A 15,471-nucleotide genomic window follows, 5' to 3' on the forward strand; every position below is an offset into this window, starting at 1 on the left:
AGCTTGGTTTGCACGCCGTAGCTGCGCTGCCGCTGCGCCGCCACACTGTGATGCACCTCATGGCGGCGTTTGTTGCGTACGCCATCCAGTGAAAGGCGGCCCAGGTGGCAGGTCCGGTCAAGGAGCGGTCATCGGCGGCGTATGTGCTCGCGCTGTTGTTCGCCGGCAACCTCCTGAACTTCTACGACCGGGCGTTGCCCGCGGTCGTGCTGGAGCCGATCAAGGAGGAGTACGGCCTCGACGACACCCAGGTCGGCATCCTCGCGTCGGCGTTCGTGCTCGTCGCGGCGATCGCGGGGGTGCCGCTGGGGCGGCTGGCGGACCGGATCCCGCGCCGGACCGTGGCGGGATGGGGTCTGTTCGCGTGGAGTGTGTTCACCGCGGCGGGTGGGGTACTGACCAGCTTCTGGGGCTTCCTCGCTTCGCGGGTCGGGGTCGGCGTGGGCGAGTCCAGCTATGCGCCGGCGACCGGTTCGCTGCTGTCGGACCTGTACCCGAGCGAACGCCGCTCCCGGGCCAACGCCGTGTTCATGCTGGGCTTCCCGATCGGCACGCTGCTGGCGTTCTTCACCGCCGGTGGTCTCGCCGTCGCGTTCGACAGCTGGCGGGCGCCGTTCCTCATCGCCGCCGTGCCCGGGATCGTCGTCGCCTTCCTCGTCCTGCGCATCCGGGAACCGGAGCGGGGCGCCGCCGAGCCGGTGAGCGTGGAGGCCACCACGAAAGGCCCGAGCGTGTGGAAGGTGAGGTCGGTGTACGGGCTGATCCTCGCGTTCGCCGGATACAACTTCGCCGCGTATGCCATCGGGACGTTCCTCACCCCGGTGCTGCAGCGGTACTACGGCCTCGACCTGGTGCAGGCCGGCGCCGTCGGCGGGGTCGTCATCGGCATCACGGGGCTGGTCGGCCTGCTGATCGGCGGCCGGACCCTCGACGCGGCGGCGCGCAGGTCGCCCACCGCCCGGGTCCAGGTGGCCGTGCTCAGCCTGGCCGGCGCCGCGGTGCTCACCGCGGCCGGGCTCGCGGCGGGCCGGGACGCGCTGTGGCAGCTGGTGCTGTTCCTGAGCCTCGGCTACCTGCTCGGCGTCATCTACCTCGCCGCGGCCGTCCCGGTCATGGCCGACGTGATCCGGCCCGCGCAGCGCTCCGGCGCGATCGGGCTGATGGGCGCGGTCGGCTACCTCCTCGGTGGCGCGGGCGGCCCGATCGTGGTCGGCATCGTCTCCGACGCCCTGGCCGGCGGAGAAGCCGGCGGGGCGGCAGCCGAGGCGCAGGGGCTCAAGACCGCGATGCTGATCGCCGTGCCACTCGCGCTGGCGGTCGCGGCGGCGGGAATGCTGCTCGCCGCCCGGTTCGTCAAGGCCGACCGCGACGCGATGCTGGCCGGGGCACAGGCATGACGGAGGAACAGCATGCAACGGTCGTCATCGTCGGCGGCGGGTTCTCCGGCATCGCGCTGGGCCGGGCGCTGCGGACGTCGGGCGAAACCGATTTCGTCATCCTCGAACGCGAACCCGACACCGGCGGGGTCTGGCAGACCAACACCTACCCGGGCTGCACCTGTGACGTGCCATCGCACCTGTACTCGTTCTCGTTCGCGCCCAACCCCGACTGGTCCTCCACCTACTCTCCCCAGCCGGAGATCCGCGCGTACCTGCGGCGCTGCGTGGACCAGTTCGGCCTGCGCCCGCATCTGCGCACCGGGGTCGAGGTCGAGGAGGCCAGGTGGGACGAGGACGGACAGCGCTGGCACGTCACCACGAACCACGGGACGTGGACGGCGCAGGTGCTGGTGAGCGCCATGGGGCCGCTGACCGAGCCGAAGCTGCCGGACGTGCCGGGCATCGAGCGGTTCCGCGGCGCGATGATGCACTCGGCGCGCTGGGACCACGGCTACGACCTCACCGGCAAGCGGGTCGCGTCCGTCGGCACCGGCGCCTCGGCGATCCAGTACGTGCCGCACCTCGCCAGGCAGGCGGGCACGCTCTACGTGTTCCAGCGCAGCGCGCCGTGGATCACGCCGCACGACAAGCGGCCGATCAGCGACGCCGAACGGAATCGATTTCGTAGCCAGCCGTGGCGGCAGAAGGTCGAGCGCGGCAAGGTGTACGTCGGCAAGGAGCTGCTGGTCCTCGGCATGGCGAAGTACCCACGGCTGATGCGGCTGCTCGAAGGCGTCGCGCGCAAACACATGGAGCGGCAGGTCGCCAACCCCGGGCTGCGCCGCGCCGTCACCCCCGACTACACGTTGGGGTGCAAACGGATCGTGCCGTCCAACGACTGGTACCCGGCGCTGCAGCGGCCCAACGTCGAGCTGGTGCCGCTGGCGCTGCGCGAGATCCGCGAGCACAGCGTCGTGGACGCCGACGGCGTGGCGCGCGACGTCGACGTCATCGTTTTCGGGACCGGCTTCCACGTCACCGACATCCCGTTCGCCGGCAAGGTCCGCGGCCGGGACGGCGCGCTGCTCAGCGACGTGTGGGCGGGCTCGCCCCGCGCGTACCTCGGCGTGGCCATGCCCGGCTTCCCGAACTTCTTCATGCTGCTCGGCCCCAACTCCGGCCTGGGGCACAGCTCGATGGTGTACATGATCGAGGCGCAGGCCGAGCACGTGAAGAATGCCGTCCTCGCGCTGGACCGGGCCGGTGCCACATCGATCGAGGTACGCCGGGACGTGCACGACGCGTACAACTGCGAACTCGACCGCAAAATGGCCAGAACCGTGTGGGAACTGGGCGGCTGCCGCACCTTCTATCAGGATGCCAACGGCCGCAACGCGACGATCTACCCCGACTGGACGTTCCGGTTCCGCCGCAAGGCCGTCCGCTGGCGACCGCGGGCCTACGACCTGACGGGCGCGGGGGAGACCCGATGAAGGCGGTGACCCTGACCGGCGGCCGGCTCGAACTCGCCGACCTGCCCACCCCGCGGCCCGGCCCCGGCCAGCTGCTCGTCCAGGTCCGGCGGTGCGGCATCTGCGGCTCGGACCTGCACGCCCGCCGGCACGCCGACGAACTCGCCGACGTGCTCGACGTCTGCGGCTATCCGAGGTACCTGCGGTCCGGGCAACGGGTGGTGCTGGGCCACGAGATCTACGGCGAGGTCGTCGAGCGGGGACCCGCGACGACCGGCCGGCTCCGGCCGGGCACCGCCGTCGTCGCCGTTCCGCTGGTGCGCCGCGACGGCCAGGTGGACGGCATCGGCCTGTCGGAGCACGCCCCCGGCGGGTACGCCGAGCACGTCGTGGTCCAGGAGTCGCTGACCATGCCGGTGCCGAACGGGCTCGCGCCGGACCTCGCCGCGCTCACCGAACCCCTCGCCGTGGCCTGGCACGCCGTCAACCGGGGCGAGGTGACGCGCAAGGACGTCGCGGTCGTGCTCGGCTGCGGGCCGGTCGGGCTCGCCGTCATCGCCGTGCTGAAGGCCCGCGGGGTGGCGCTGGTGGTCGCCAGCGACTACTCCGCGGCCCGGCGCGCCCTGGCGCAGCGGTGCGGCGCCGACGTCGTCGTCGACCCGGCCACCGGCTCGCCGTGGGACGCGATCGGCGGGCACGGGTTCGTGACGGACATGCCCGCCGAGTACACCGCCGGCATCGACGCCATGGAGGGCCTGGCGCGGCTGCCGGTGCCGTGGTGGGCGGCGTGGCGGGTCCTCGACAAGGTCGGCGCGACCAGCCCGAAGCGTCCCGTGGTGTTCGAGTGCGTCGGCGTGCCCGGCATGATCGACGGCGTCCTGGCCGCGGCGCCGCTGCACGCGCGGATCGTCGTCGTCGGGGTCTGCATGGGCGCCGACGCGTTCCGGCCCGCCCTGGCGGTGAACAAGGAGCTCGACGTGCGGTTCGTCGTCGGGTACACGCCGCTGGAGTTCCGCGACACCCTCCACGCGCTGGCCGCCGGCAGGCTCGCGGTGTCGCACGTCGTCACCGGCCACGTCGGGCTGGCCGGGGTCGCGGACGCGTTCACGGCGCTGTCCGACCCGGAGGTGCACGCGAAGATCCTCATAGATCCGGGGCGATGACGTCGACGCGGTTGGTCCAGATCCCGCCGGCCCAGCCGTCGGGCAGCTCGGCGAGGTCGGCGGGCGTGTCGAAGCCCGCCGACCACTCGCCCTCGCCGCGGACCAGCACGACCCGCGTGTCGACGCCGCGCATCCGGGCCACGAACAGGTTCGGCCAGCCCCACAGCCACCGGCCGTAGCGGGCCGGCAGCGGCAGCTCCAGGTGCCGGCAGCTGTCCGGGACGTGCCCGGTCCAGCCGATTCCTGCGTAATCGATGAGGCAGGCTTTGATGGTTGCCCGCGACGCGGCCCGGACCTGCGGCAGGCGCCGCTGCACGGCCGCGACGGCGGTGTCGCCGCCGGTGACCGTGACCGTGGCGAGCCGGTCCGCGGGCAGCGTGCCGAGGAAGTCGGCGAGGGCGTCGCCGTCGGCCTGCTGGTCGCGTTTGAGGTCCACCTTGAACGCCCGGCCGGGCAGCGCGGCGAACACCTCCGGCACGGTCGGCAGCAGCCCGACCCCGGATCCGCGCAGCGGGAACGTGGTTCCGTTGTCGCTGGTGTACCCGTATCCGACGTCGAGCCGGCGCAACTCGTCCATGGTGTGCTCGCCGACGGTGCCGGTGCCGTCGGTGCGGCAGTCGAGCGTGGCGTCGTGGAAGACGGCGAGCTGGCCGTCGCGGGTCAGCTGCACGTCGATCTCGGCCTGGTCCGCGCCCGCGTCGAACGCCGCCCGCAGCGACGGCAGCGTGTTCTCCAGGTGCGGCACCTGCGGCGGATGGATGATCCTGGCGGTGCAGGTGTCGGCGGTGACCCCGGCCAGGTCGAACGTCTGCGCGATCCCACGGTGCGCGAGCAGGAACGGCCGCTGCCCCTGCTCAGGTCCGGCGATCGTCGAGCTGTTGCGCAGGTACAGGCCGCCGCCGACGACGAGCACGACAGCCAGAGCGACGGCGACGCGCCGCGGCCACCGGCGGCCCCTCGCTCGTGGAGTGATCATCAGGGCAGCCTGCCAGGCCGGCGCGGACGGCGGGAAGCGGCGAAGGACGTAGCCCGACCGGCCCTTTGGTCCCGGTCGCGCCGTCCTGATGATCCGGAAGACCTTGTGTAGTCAGGGGTGCACAAGGTCTTCCGGATCACTGGAAGTGGTTGCGGGCCAGGAGTGCGGCCTGGGTGCGGCTGGTTACGTCGAGTTTGGTCAGGACGTTGCTGACGTGGGTCTTGACGGTCCGCTCCGCCAGGTCGAGCTCGGCGGCGATCTCCCGATTGCCCAGGCCCTGCCCGAGCAGGTCCAGGACCTCCCGCTCGCGGGGCGTGAGCGCGCTCAGGTCGGGGCCGCGCCGCGGTTGGGCCGGCCGCCGCGGCCACAGCAGCTCGGCGGCGGACGCGCTCAGCGGCCGCACCCCGGCGTGCGCGCCCCGCACCGCCGCCGCGAGCTCGGCGCCCGTGGCGTCCTTGAGCACGAACCCATCGGCGCCGGCGGTCAGGGCCCGCTGAACGTCGGCGGCGCTGCCGACGGTCGTCAGCATCAGCACCTTGACCCCGGGCTGCCTGGCCCGCAGTTCGCGCATCGTCGCGACCCCGTCGGCGCCGGGCAGGTACAGATCCAGCAGGATGAGATCGGCCCGCACCGGGTCGCGCAGGAGCTCGGCGCCGTCGGCGAACCCGGCGACCACCTCGATGTCGGGCTCGGCGCCGAGGATCAGGGCGAGACCTTCGCGGACGAGGGCCTGGTCGTCGACGATGGCGAGCCGGATCACCCGGCCGATGATAGTCAGGGGGAACGTGATGCCGGCGGTGCTTCGCGCGCACTGGCGGATCGCGATCGACCTGGCGCTCTACGCGACCCTGGTCACGCTGTACGTCCTGTCCGGCACGGTGATCAGCGTGCCGCTCGCGGTGGCGCAGCTGGTGCCGCTGGTGTGGCGCCGCCGCGCCCCCGGCACCGTGCTCGCCGTGATCAGCGTGGCGACCGCGGCGCACTCGCTGCTCGGCATGGGCCGCGCCGTGGGGTACCTGCCGGTGTCCCTGGCCGTGTACGGCGCGGCGACGCAACGCTCACCCGCGGTGCGGTGGGGTGTGTGCGGCGCCGCCACGGTGCTGGTCACGGTGGCCGGCGCGATCCGGCGCGGCCCGGTCGAGGGTGGCCTGCTGGCGGCCGTGGCGCTGACCGTCACCTGGCTGGCCGGCGTCGAACGCGGCGAGCACCTCCGGGAGCGCGCCTCGATCGCCGGGCTGCGCCTGGAGCGGCGCCTCGCCGAGCAGGCGGCGGCCACGGCCCGCTCCCGCGAGCGGCTGGCCCGGCGGCTGCACGACAGCCTCGCCCACACGATGACGGTCATGCTGGTGCAGGGTGAGGCGCTGCGGGCGACCGCCCGGCTCGCACCGGCCGACGAGCACCGCCTCGACACGGTGCTGCGGGCCGGCCGGGACGCCCTCGCCGAGGTCCGCCTCGCCCTGGCGGAGGAGGCCCAGCGGGACACCGCGGCCACCCTCGCCGAGCGGCTCGACGCGCTGCGGGACGCCGGGCTGACGGTGCCGCCGGCCCTGCCCGAGGACCTCGGCGTCCTGCCGGCGGGCCTGCACGACGTGGCGTTCCGGCTGGTGGGGGAGGTGGCCACCAACGCGCTGCGGCACGACGGTCCCGGGGCCCGCCTCGACGCCGCCGTCGACCGCGACGGTGACCGCTGGACCGTGCGCCTTTCCAGCCGCCGCCCGCCTGCCGTAGGCGCGATCGGTTCGGCCGCCGGCGGGGGGTACGGGCTGCGCAGCCTCGAAGCCGACGTCCTCGCCGCGGGCGGGACGCTGCGCTACGGGCCCCGGGACGGCGGCTGGCAGGTGGTGGCGACGTTCGAGCACCGGCCGCACCCGGATGACGGGCCGGTTTTCCCCGCGTGAGGTGTTCCCGCGTGAGGTGTTCCCTGCGTGAGGCGTTCACGCGGGAGGTGTTCCCTGCGTGAACGCGGGGGGCGTTCACGCGGGGGGCGTTCACGGGGGAGGCGTTCACGCGGGAGGGTGAAGCGGGTGCCCGCTTCACCCGTGGCCACCTACGCTTTGGGGCGACACAGGGAGGTGGCGTGCAGGGACGGTTGCGTGCCGTCGCGCAGCTTGCCGTCGCCGTGCTGGTGGCCGCGGTGACCGCGATCGTCGTCAACAGCATGCCACCGCTGACCGGGGCCCGGCTGGTCGTCGTGGCGGTCGCGTCGCCGGTCGCGCTGCTCGGCGGGCTCTGGCTGGAGATCTTCGCCGTCACCCGGGACGAGTCGGGCCCGCGCCCCCGCCGCGGCGGGTGGCGTCGCCGGATCCGGCGGTTCCTGCGCACCTGGCGCGGCGTCCTGTCCTCGGTCGCGATCGTCGGCGTCGTGGTCCTCGTGCCGCTGCTGTTCGTCCACACCTGACCGCTGCCTCCGGCCTGCCACGCGTGACCGGTACGCTGCGTAGACTACGGGCGGTAGCGGGGCAGTACGTGAATTTTTCTCGCATTGGTACGGTGCTCTGGAAGCGATCGGCGGGCACTGGAGCTCCGCATTTGCAAGCCCCACACCACGCGTGATCCGTATGCCGGCTTGGCGTTCGGCGGGCGGGCGGGCCGGGGCGTTGGCCGGGCGTTTCGTCGGGCGGGAAAGGCGTTGGCCGGGCGGAAGGGGCAGACTGAGCGGCATGGTGAAGGCGCGACCCGCGGCCGGCGGGGGACGATGGGTCGAGATCTCCCCGGAGCGGCTCAAGGGGTGGCTCGACGGGTTCTACGGCCGGCATGACGGCGCGACCGAGGACGCCCTGACCCTCACCGGCGCCAGCAACGGCGACACCGCGACCCTGCACCCGTCGCCGGGGCTGGACGGGGTCGCCGACATCGACGGGCTGCTGCAGGGCATCGCGAAGCCGCCGAGGATCGGGCTGCTGCTCGTGCGGCGGGGGGCGGCGGCGGTCGGGGTCGCCGACGGCACCACGCTCGAGACGTCCAAGGTCGAACGGTTCTACGTGCAGGGGCGCACCGCCGCCGGTGGGTGGTCGCAGCAGCGGTACGCCCGCCGCCGCGGCAATCAGACCGACGCCGCCGTCGACGAGACGGCCGACATCGCCGCCCGGGTCCTGGCCGGCCACACCGACCTCGCCGCGCTCGTGTGCGGTGGAGACCGCGCCATGATCGATCTGGTGCTGGAGGACCCGCGACTGGAGCGGATCGCGGCGCTGCGGCACCCGCACCTGCTCGAGGTGCCCGAGCCGCGGCTCAACGTCCTCGAGGACGCGGCGGTCACGGCCAGAAAGATCCGCATCCATCTGGTGCCGTAGGGGCGCTACGCTGTCCTGGGTCGCGCCCCCTCCTCACGAGAGTGGTTCGTCGATGGTTGACGTGGTGGATCGGATCGACGTCGCGTTCCGCGGCGAGGGCAGCGGCGTTGCGGAGCTGACCTGGGGACAGCAGTCCATGCTGATGACCATGGCGCGCGAGCGGTCGTGGCTGCCGATGGGCGGGCACCAGCCGGTCGCGCCGGGCGCCACCGTCGCCGACGTCGTCGCCGAGCTGCGGTATTCGCTGGAGCGCTACCAGTCCTTCCGGACCAGGCTGCGCCACGACGGGCCGCTGCAGGAGGTGCACGCCGCCGGGACGCTGGCCGTCGAGGTGTACGAGTCCGACGACCCGATGTCCTTCGCCGCCGAGGTCGAGCACGGATACCGGATCGCCCAGCCCGACCTCGTCGAGGACTGGCCGCTGCGCGCCGCCGTCGTCTGCCGCGACGGCCGCCCCGAGCGGCTCGTCGCGATCATGCCGCACCTGGTGACCGACGCGATCGGCGCCGGGGTCATGGTCGCCGAGGCCACCGCCCGCGTCGCGACCCCGGTCACGGGCCCGCAGCCGCTCGAACTGGCCGCCTGGCAGCGCTCCCCGTCCGGCGACCGCTGCAGCGCCGCCGCCGTGCGGCACTGGGAGCGGCACCTGCCGTCGGTGGCGATGCTGTCCCCGGCGCTGGAGCCGGAACGGCAGCGGTTCCCGAAGGCGCGGTTCACCTCCCCGGCGATGGCGGTAGCGGTCGGCACCGTCGCCGCCCGGACCGGCGTCGACCCGGCGACGATCCTGTCGACCGCGTTCATGATGGCCGTCGGGCAGGTGACCGGCGCCGGCGAGGTCGCGGTCCGGCAACTGGTGAGCAACCGGTTCCGCGCCGGCCTCGCCGAGGTGGTCAGCCCCCTGGCCCAGCTCGGCCTGTGCGTCGCCGACGTGTCCGGCCCGCTGGACGAGGCGCTCGGCCGGGTCGCCCGGGCGTCCCTGGCCGCGCAGAAGCACGCGTACTACAACCCGCTGCGGCTCGCGGAGCTGCTCGCCGGCTCGGCCACCGACGTCACCCGCACCGTCTGCTACAACGACCGCCGCACCCGCCGAGCGGCGGCTCCCGGCGCGCCGTCCGGCGACGGCGTGTTCGAGTGGGTGGGTGCGTCGACCGGGCCGACGGAGCCGCTGTTCCTGCACATCGACGACGAGCCGGGCGCCTTGGTCCTCACCGTCGACGTGGACACGGCGTTCCTGTCCCGCACCGACGCGGAGACCGTCGTGCGCACCATGGAGTCCCTGGTCGCGGGCGGCCGCGCGGGGCTTTGACCGGGGCCGGGGCGGTCGCGGCCGGAGGTCGCGTCGCGGCCGGCCACGGCCGCGGGTTTGGTCACGACCGCAGGTCGTGTCCGCGCAACTGGAAGCGGACCTGGCAGGGAGGCCGTTCACGGCCGACCGGTCGCTGACGGGAGCGACGGCCGCGCCCACGACGGACCGGAGTCATGCCCTGAAGTCTCAGGAGACGCGGTAGCCGCCGTGCGCGGTGGCCTGCTCGTTGAAGGTGGCGAACTCCTCGACCCAGTCGCGCAGTTGCGTCGGCTGGTCGTAGTAGAACAGGGCCATGTCGCCGATCAGGTCGGCGTCGAGGGCGGCGCGCAGCCGGGCGGCGATGAAGGCGCTCTGCGCCGCGGTCACCTGCCAGCCGTCGTTGGAGCTGAAATGGCCCACCGGGACGGTGTCGGCGGAGGGCGCGAACCGTTCGTTGCCGAACAGTCGCTCGAGGCCGCCGCCGGCGATGGCGCCCGCCTCCAGCATGACGAGCCGGACGTGACCCATCTGCCAGTCGTTGAGGCGGTAGTTGGTGCCGGCGTCTTCGGCGGCGAAGTCGTATCCCACCGGGACAGGTTAGTGCAGGCGCATTGCGTCCCGGCCGGAATTGCTGTAGTACTTCAATATGCAGTACGTAACTGATGACGACGGGCGGTTGTTCGACCCCGGGACGCGGGCGGCGCTGGAGGAGGTCGGCGGCGGCGACGACGTCCTGCCGTTGCTCGAGGCGGCTGCGGCGGTGCGGTCCGCGGCGGCGGCGATCGAGCACCTGCGGTCCGCCGGCACCGGTGGTCGCGGGCTCAGCGCCGGTGGGTTCGACCTGCTCCTGCGGTTGCGGGCCGGCGGGGACGACGGGCTGCCGCTCGGGGAGTTGGCGCAGGCGCTCGGTGTCACGCCCCGCAACGTCACCGGCCTCGTCGACACCCTCGAGCGGGAGGGTCTCGTGCGGCGCGTGCCGGACCCGGCGGACCGGCGGTCCGTGCGGGCCGTCGCGACCGCGGAGGGGCTGGCCTGGCTGGACGCGTTCCGGGCGCCGACGCGGGCGGCGATGACGGCCGTGTTCGCCGGGTTCGGCCCCGCCGAGGCGGATCAGTTGCGTGACCTGTGCCTCCGGCTCGTCCTAGGTGTGCGAGGAGTACGAGAACGATGAAGACCATTGATGTGGTGCGGGCCTATCACGACGCGCGGTTCCGTGGCGACGTCGCGGCGGCGGTCGCGTTGACCGGGACGCCGTTCCGGTTCGAAAGCCCGATGCTGCGGTTCGACGACGCGGCCGTGCACCTCGCCGGCCTGCCCGACTTCCTGCGCGTCGTCACCGGCGTCGAGCTGCGCAGTGAGCTGTACGGCGCCGATGAAGCGACGCTCGTCTACGACGTGCACACCGCGACGCCGGTCGGCACGCAGCGCACCGCCGAGCACTTCCGCCTCACCGGCGGGCTGATCACGTCGATCACGCTCATCTTCGACGCGACCCCCTGGCAGGTGATGCGCCCGGCCGTTGTCGGATGAACCGGCTCAACCTGTGGCGTAGCCGGCGGCGTCCGGGTACGCCCACCGTGGTAGCGGCCGACCGGTCCTGAGGATGACGACCAGCGGGCGCGGTGTCCCTAGGCTGGGCGGGTGGACCGGAGCCGGGTGGTCATCGGGGGGCGGTGGGACCGGTGGTGCCGGCGGCCATGGCTGCCGGCACTCATCGGTGCCGTGCAGATCGCCACGACCGTCGCCGCCGCGCAGCGGGTCACCGAGCGGCGGCCCGTCGACCTCGTCGCGATCGCGCTGCTCGGCGCCGGGCCGCTGCTGCTGTATGCCTGGCACCGCGCGCCCGGGGCGGTGCTGGCCGGCAACTTCGCCGCGGCGGCCGCGTACTACACGCTGAACTACCGGTTCGGGCCGGCCGCGCTGAGCCTCGCCGTCGCGACGGTGGTCACCGTCGCGGCCGGCCGGCGGCGCACGGCGTGGCTGGTGACGGCGCTCGGCCTGCCGGTCTACCTGCTCGTCAGCGCCGTGGTCGGCCGGCAGGAGCAGCCGGGGTTTGTCGCGGTCGTGGCGATCGCCGCGGTGCTGTGCCTGCTGCTCGCCGCCGGTGAGGCGGTGCGGGTCACCGAGGAGCGCCGGGCCGAGGCACGGCGGGCCGGGGTCGCCGAGGCGCGGCGGCGGGTCAGCGAGGAGCGGCTCCGGGTGGCCCGCGACCTGCACGACGTCCTCGCGCACCACGTGTCACTGGTGAACGTGCAGGCGAACGTGGCGCTGCGGCTGTTCGACCGGGACCCGGAGCAGGCCCGCGCGTCGGTCGCGGCGATCAAGGAGGTCAGCCGGGAGACCCTGGACGACCTGCGGGCCGCCCTCGCCGTGCTGCGCCAGGACACCGAGGTGCCGCGGCGGCCGAGCGCCGGGCTGGGCCAGCTCGACGAGCTGCTGGCCCGCTCGGGCGAGGCCGGCCTGCGGGTGACGAAGACCGTCGACGGCCCGCCGCGGCAGCTGCCGACCGCGGTGGACCTCGCGGCGTACCGGATCGTCCAGGAGGCCGTCACCAACGTGCGCCGCCACTCCGCCGCCGGGGCCGCCACGCTGCGGATCGCGTACGACGACGAGGCGGTCGCCGTCACCGTGCTCGACGAGGGACCGGCCAACGGACCGGCCGGCGACGGAGACGGCATCGCCGGGATGCGGGAACGCGCCACGGGGCTGCACGGGTCGTTCGAGGCCGGCCGCCGGCCCGGCGGCGGGTTCAGGGTGCATGCGCGGCTGCCGTACCGGAGCCCGGCGCTCGGGGGTCCAGCGCTCGAGGGTCCGGCGCTCCGGGGTCCGGCGTGATCCGGGTCGTGCTCGCCGACGACCAGGCGCTGATGCGCGCCGGGCTGCGGGCGCTGCTGCAGGACGGCGGCGGGATCGACGTGGTCGCCGAGGTCGGCGACGGCGAGGCGGCGGTGCGCACGGCGGCCGAGCTGCGGCCGCACGTGGTGCTCATGGACGTGCGGATGCCGGTGATGGACGGCCTCGAGGCGACCCGGCGCATCGCCGCCGACCCGCGGCTGGACGCGGTGAAGGTCCTCATCCTCACCACGTTCGAGATCGACGAGTACGTGTTCGACGCGCTGCGGGCCGGCGCGAGCGGGTTCGTGCTCAAGGACAACGAGCCCGACGACCTGATCCGCGCGATCCAGGTGGTCGCCGCCGGTGACTCGATGCTCGCGCCCAGCGTCACCCGGCGGCTGGTCGAGGAGTTCGCGTCGCGGGCCAAGGTCGCCCGGCCGGCCGAGGCGCTCACCGCGCTCACCGACCGGGAGCGGCAGGTCATGCTGCTGGCCGCGCAGGGGCTGACCAACGACGAGATCGCGGCGCGGCTGTTCGTGAGCCTCGCGACGGCGAAGACCCACATCAGCCGGGCGATGACCAAGCTGCACGTCAGGGATCGCGCGCAGCTGGTCATCATGGCGTATGAGACGGGCCTGATCCGGCCGGGCTGGATGACCTGAGCGGCTCAGCCCGCAGCTTCTCAGCCGCTCACGTCGCGGCGGGAGAACACGATGAAGCCGGCCGTGATCGCGAGCGCGCTGTACACCAGCACGCCGGCGAGCCCGTGGCTGTAGGGGACGCTGCCGGGGATGCCGGTGACCGCGCCCGCGAGCAGGCCCGGCAGCACGTGCCCGGCGGCCGGCCAGGTGTGGTCCGCGATGTTCTCGACCATGATGAACCAGAACAGCGCGGCCCCGACGGCGACGGCCGTCGAGCGCAGCAGCACCCCGAGCGCGAGCCCGATCGCGCCGTAGCACACGGCGGCGAGGAGCGCGTTGGCGTAGCCGGTCGCGGCGTCGGCCAGCCACGGCCCGGTCGGCGTGTCGCGGGCGGCGGTGACGACCGCGGCGGAGGCCACGCTCACGGCGAGCGCGACGAGCAGCGCGCCGGCGGTGCACCCGACCAGGGCCAGGGCCTTGCCGGCGAGGAGCCGGTCCCGCAGCGGCTGGCGCAGCAGCAACGTGCGCATGGTGCCCAGCCCGTACTCGGTGGTGACGCCGGTGAGGAACACGACCAGGACGACGACGCCGACGAGCCGGGACGCGTTGGTGAACCCGGCGGTGAGCCGCTCCGGCGGGGTCGGAGCGGTGGCGAACGTCAGCACCGTCACCAGGATCGTGCAGCCGATCAGGGCGCCGAGCGCGCCGTACAGCACGCGGGGGCGCCGCAGCTTCATCAGTTCGGCCGTGAACGTTCGGGTCATGACGTTCCCTCCGTGGACGTGGTCTTCGTGGACGTGGTCTTCGTGGACGTGGTCTTCGTCGACGCGGTCTCGGTGAACATGGCGAGGTAGTGGTCCTCGAGGTCGCCGCCACCGGCGAGCAGGTCCCGGGTCGGGCCCTGGAACAGTCGCCGGCCCTCGCCGATGACGATCAGCCAGTCGCAGACCTGTTCGACCTCGGCGAGCAGGTGCGAGGAGACCAGGACGGTCCGGCCCTCCTGGTTGATGGACCGCAGGATCCCGCGCATCTCGCGGATGCCGGCGGGGTCGAGCCCGTTGGTCGGCTCGTCGAGGACGACCAGCGCGGGGTCGCCGAGCAGGGCCGACGCGATGCCGAGGCGTTGCCGCATACCGAGGGAGTAGCTCTGGAACGGGCTGGCTCCCCGCGCCGCGAGCCCGACCCGCTCCAGCAGCGCCGGGATGCCGGCCGGGTCGAGACCGCCGAGGGTCGCCTGGACGGCGAGGTTCCGCGCGCCGGACAGGCCCGGGTAGAACGCCGGGCTCTCGATCAGCGCACCCACCCGCGGCAGGTACCTGGCCGGCTGGGTGAGCGGGACGCCGTTCACGCTGCCGGTGCCGGCGTCGGGCCGCACCAGGCCCAGCAGCATCCGCAGCGTCGTGGTCTTGCCCGCGCCGTTCGGGCCGATGAACCCGGCGACCACGCCTGCCGGCACGTCCAGGTCGAGGTGGTCCACGACCGTTCGCGCGCCGTACCGTTTCGTCAGCCCCCGGGTACTGATGGCAGTTGTCATGCCTCGCATCGTGGCCCGGATCCCGCCGCGGGTCGTCAGGCCGGGGGACCGGTCCGCCGGTACCGCGGCCGTCGCACTCCCGGCCAGCCGGCTCCACCGCGCGGCTGAGCCGGCGACCCCGGGTGTACCACGGGAGGATGAGCGTCCCGTGTGGACCGTGGCACGACGCGCCGGCGGCGGGTGACGGCCAGCATGGAGCTCATGCGAAGACTCTCCGACGGCCGCTGGGTCGGCCTGCTCGGCATCGGCTGGTTCGTGCTGTTCATCGTCGGTGCCGCTGTCCTGCAGGGCGAGCCGCCGCCGGCCGGCGGCCCGGTCGCGCAGGTGCGCGACTTCTTCCACACCGCCGGGCGGCAGTACCTGGTCGGTGACCTCGTCGCCGGCTGCGCGTTCATGTTGCTGCTCCTGCCGTTCGGCGTCCTGCTGCCCCGCGCCCTGTCCACTGTGGACCGCCCGGCGCCGTGGTGGTCGCCGCTGACCGCGGCCGGCGTGGTGGGGCTGGTGACGGTCGGCGGCGTCGCCACGTCCTTCCTCGACGCCGTCGCGATGGCCCGCGGCGACACCCGGCTCGACGACTCGACGGTGGCGGCGCTGCTGTACGCCAACAGTGCCGGCATCGCCCTCATCGGCCTGCCGGCGGCCGTGTTCGCCGCCTCCGCCGCGACCCTGGTCCGCCACGCCGCCGGCCCCCGCACCGTCGCGGTCCTGGGCTGGGTCGCCGCGGCGCTTCTGGTCACCGGCGCGGCCTTCCCCGTCGCCGGCAACGCACACGGGCCACTGTGGACGATCCGGTTCACCAGCTTCCTGACCCTTGCCGCGTTCGTCCTGGCGACGTCGGGGCACCTCCTGACCCGCCGTCCACGGTCAGCACCCGGAAGCGGCTGACGCGCGTT

At 73.8% G+C, this 15,471-nt stretch carries 17 protein-coding genes; 12 read left to right on the forward strand and 5 right to left on the reverse strand.

Annotated elements, in window-relative coordinates:
- The first annotated feature begins 104 nt into the window (after positions 1-104).
- The 3 genes from ACFPIJ_RS07775 to ACFPIJ_RS07785 are packed head-to-tail and all read left to right on the forward strand — an operon-like array spanning position 105 to position 4,014.
- Positions 105-1,397, forward strand: coding sequence for a spinster family MFS transporter (locus ACFPIJ_RS07775; RefSeq protein ID WP_380113951.1), 1,293 nt, complete (start codon positions 105-107; stop codon positions 1,395-1,397).
- Complete coding sequence (locus ACFPIJ_RS07780) at positions 1,394-2,872, forward strand: flavin-containing monooxygenase (RefSeq protein ID WP_380113952.1); 1,479 nt, start codon at positions 1,394-1,396, stop codon at positions 2,870-2,872. The genes ACFPIJ_RS07775 and ACFPIJ_RS07780 overlap by 4 nt, the downstream gene beginning before the upstream one ends.
- Entirely contained in the window at positions 2,869-4,014 is a 1,146-nt protein-coding gene (locus ACFPIJ_RS07785; RefSeq protein ID WP_380113953.1) for a zinc-binding dehydrogenase, read from the forward strand. The genes ACFPIJ_RS07780 and ACFPIJ_RS07785 overlap by 4 nt, the downstream gene beginning before the upstream one ends.
- Here ACFPIJ_RS07785 and ACFPIJ_RS07790 read toward each other — a convergent pair.
- Positions 3,995-4,990 carry a glycerophosphodiester phosphodiesterase family protein gene (locus tag ACFPIJ_RS07790; RefSeq protein WP_380113954.1) on the reverse strand — a complete coding sequence of 332 codons (996 nt, stop codon included), beginning with the start codon at positions 4,988-4,990 and terminating at the stop codon, positions 3,995-3,997. The genes ACFPIJ_RS07785 and ACFPIJ_RS07790 overlap by 20 nt on opposite strands.
- A 136-nt stretch (positions 4,991-5,126) precedes the next feature.
- The gene (locus tag ACFPIJ_RS07795; protein ID WP_380113955.1) at positions 5,127-5,750 is read right to left on the reverse strand and encodes a response regulator; all 624 of its coding nucleotides are present in this window, start codon (positions 5,748-5,750) and stop codon (positions 5,127-5,129) included.
- A gap of 28 nt (positions 5,751-5,778) precedes the next feature.
- Here ACFPIJ_RS07795 and ACFPIJ_RS07800 point away from each other — a divergent pair, with 28 nt between their 5' ends.
- The 4 genes from ACFPIJ_RS07800 to ACFPIJ_RS07815 all read left to right on the forward strand — a co-directional run bounded on the left by ACFPIJ_RS07800 (position 5,779) and on the right by ACFPIJ_RS07815 (position 9,589).
- Entirely contained in the window at positions 5,779-6,888 is a 1,110-nt protein-coding gene (locus tag ACFPIJ_RS07800; RefSeq protein WP_380113956.1) for a sensor histidine kinase, read from the forward strand.
- 179 nt (positions 6,889-7,067) lie between these two features.
- Entirely contained in the window at positions 7,068-7,388 is a 321-nt protein-coding gene (locus ACFPIJ_RS07805) for a hypothetical protein (protein ID WP_380113957.1), read from the forward strand.
- Between the two features lie 262 nt (positions 7,389-7,650).
- Positions 7,651-8,283 (forward strand): acVLRF1 family peptidyl-tRNA hydrolase, encoded by a 633-nt coding sequence (locus ACFPIJ_RS07810; protein WP_380113959.1) that lies wholly within the window; start codon positions 7,651-7,653, stop codon positions 8,281-8,283.
- Positions 8,284-8,335: 52 nt separating this feature from the next.
- Complete coding sequence (locus ACFPIJ_RS07815) at positions 8,336-9,589, forward strand: hypothetical protein (protein ID WP_380113960.1); 1,254 nt, start codon at positions 8,336-8,338, stop codon at positions 9,587-9,589.
- Between the two features lie 186 nt (positions 9,590-9,775).
- Here the strand turns inward: ACFPIJ_RS07815 and ACFPIJ_RS07820 are convergent, their stop codons facing one another.
- On the reverse strand, positions 9,776-10,156 hold the full coding sequence (locus ACFPIJ_RS07820; RefSeq protein WP_380113961.1) for a hypothetical protein: 381 nt from the start codon (positions 10,154-10,156) through the stop codon (positions 9,776-9,778).
- Positions 10,157-10,214: 58 nt separating this feature from the next.
- Between ACFPIJ_RS07820 and ACFPIJ_RS07825 the strand changes: the two genes are divergently transcribed.
- The 4 genes from ACFPIJ_RS07825 (at position 10,215) to ACFPIJ_RS07840 (ending at position 13,065) form a co-directional block, all read left to right on the forward strand.
- Positions 10,215-10,739, forward strand: a complete 525-nt coding sequence (locus ACFPIJ_RS07825) for a MarR family winged helix-turn-helix transcriptional regulator (protein WP_380113962.1) — start codon at positions 10,215-10,217, stop codon at positions 10,737-10,739.
- Positions 10,736-11,098 (forward strand): hypothetical protein, encoded by a 363-nt coding sequence (locus ACFPIJ_RS07830; protein ID WP_380113963.1) that lies wholly within the window; start codon positions 10,736-10,738, stop codon positions 11,096-11,098. The genes ACFPIJ_RS07825 and ACFPIJ_RS07830 overlap by 4 nt, the downstream gene beginning before the upstream one ends.
- 111 nt (positions 11,099-11,209) lie before the next feature.
- Positions 11,210-12,403 carry a sensor histidine kinase gene (locus tag ACFPIJ_RS07835; RefSeq protein ID WP_380113965.1) on the forward strand — a complete coding sequence of 398 codons (1,194 nt, stop codon included), beginning with the start codon at positions 11,210-11,212 and terminating at the stop codon, positions 12,401-12,403.
- Complete coding sequence (locus tag ACFPIJ_RS07840; RefSeq protein ID WP_380113967.1) at positions 12,400-13,065, forward strand: response regulator transcription factor; 666 nt, start codon at positions 12,400-12,402, stop codon at positions 13,063-13,065. The genes ACFPIJ_RS07835 and ACFPIJ_RS07840 overlap by 4 nt, the downstream gene beginning before the upstream one ends.
- Positions 13,066-13,085: 20 nt before the next feature.
- On the opposite strand, the gene ACFPIJ_RS07845 is transcribed toward ACFPIJ_RS07840, so the two are convergent.
- A complete protein-coding gene (locus ACFPIJ_RS07845; RefSeq protein ID WP_380113968.1) occupies positions 13,086-13,808 on the reverse strand; it encodes an ABC transporter permease subunit in 723 nt (240 codons plus the stop codon).
- The gene (locus tag ACFPIJ_RS07850) at positions 13,805-14,578 is read right to left on the reverse strand and encodes an ABC transporter ATP-binding protein (RefSeq protein WP_380113969.1); all 774 of its coding nucleotides are present in this window, start codon (positions 14,576-14,578) and stop codon (positions 13,805-13,807) included. Before ACFPIJ_RS07850 ends, ACFPIJ_RS07845 begins: the two co-directional genes overlap by 4 nt.
- Positions 14,579-14,779: 201 nt before the next feature.
- Here ACFPIJ_RS07850 and ACFPIJ_RS07855 point away from each other — a divergent pair, with 201 nt between their 5' ends.
- On the forward strand, positions 14,780-15,463 hold the full coding sequence (locus tag ACFPIJ_RS07855; RefSeq protein WP_380113970.1) for a hypothetical protein: 684 nt from the start codon (positions 14,780-14,782) through the stop codon (positions 15,461-15,463).
- The last annotated feature ends 8 nt before the right edge of the window (positions 15,464-15,471 follow it).

Origin of the sequence: Dactylosporangium cerinum (assembly GCF_042653625.1) — a bacterium.
Lineage (GTDB): Bacteria > Actinomycetota > Actinomycetes > Mycobacteriales > Micromonosporaceae > Dactylosporangium > Dactylosporangium cerinum.